Origin of the sequence: Neisseria sp. HMSC078C12 (genome assembly GCF_001838065.1) — a bacterium.
In the GTDB taxonomy this organism is placed as follows: Bacteria; Pseudomonadota; Gammaproteobacteria; order Burkholderiales; family Neisseriaceae; genus Neisseria.
This window is the reverse complement of sequence record NZ_KV835591.1, coordinates 7712-8414: the sequence shown is the minus strand read 5'-3', so window position 1 is coordinate 8414 and position 703 is coordinate 7712. Positions and strand designations below refer to the sequence as shown.

The 703-nt window shown below is 55.8% G+C and carries 1 protein-coding gene; it reads right to left on the bottom strand.

Features of this window, described 5'->3' with window-relative positions; translation table 11 throughout:
* The coding region (locus HMPREF2596_RS10910) for a DUF6531 domain-containing protein (protein ID WP_168167167.1) at positions 1–703 on the bottom strand (703 nt) is incomplete at both ends.

The following is a 703-nucleotide window of genomic DNA, read 5'->3' as shown; positions in this document are numbered from 1 at the left end:
AACCAAATCTGTTCGCTCTCGAACAATACCGGTTCTTCGTCGTCTTCATCGACTTCCGGCAGCGGGAACAAACGGCCCTGATCGTCGATATAGGCCAATCCCGCCGCATCGCGGATAATGCGTTGGCAGCCCGGCACGCTCCAGCCCTCGCCGAGCCAGCCGGTACCGTCTTGGTCGGAATAATAACTGCGGCTCCATACCAGCGGCAGAATGCCTTCAAAGGCAAAGTCGGTCTCATTTGTCAGAAACTTCAAACCATGTATCGGATTGACCGGACGGCCGGCACCTACCGCACCCTTACAGGACAGACAGGTTTTAGGGGGGAGTCTTTTGCTGAACTTGCCGTTCATATGGAACATATCGCCGGTACGCACGATATAACGTTTGCGGATTTTAACCGAGGAAGAATGGCGCATCGGCCAGGCAGGTTTGGTGGCAGTGCGGCTCTTTACCCCTTTGCGGCCAGGAAGGGCGATTTCGTCGCCATAAGTTTTGTGCGTCTTACTGGCATTAAAGACAAAAGCAGGCTTACGGTTGAGGCGTACGTTTTTGGCGACGGTCTTGGCACCGCCGAGGTCGGCAAAGAGTGGGAAGGGGATGGGTGGAACGGAAGGGGGAGCGGGTGGAGGCGGCCAGCAGAAATCGGGGACGGTAAAGACGACCTTGAAGTCGCTGCTTTTACGGGCGATTTTATTGACGGCCA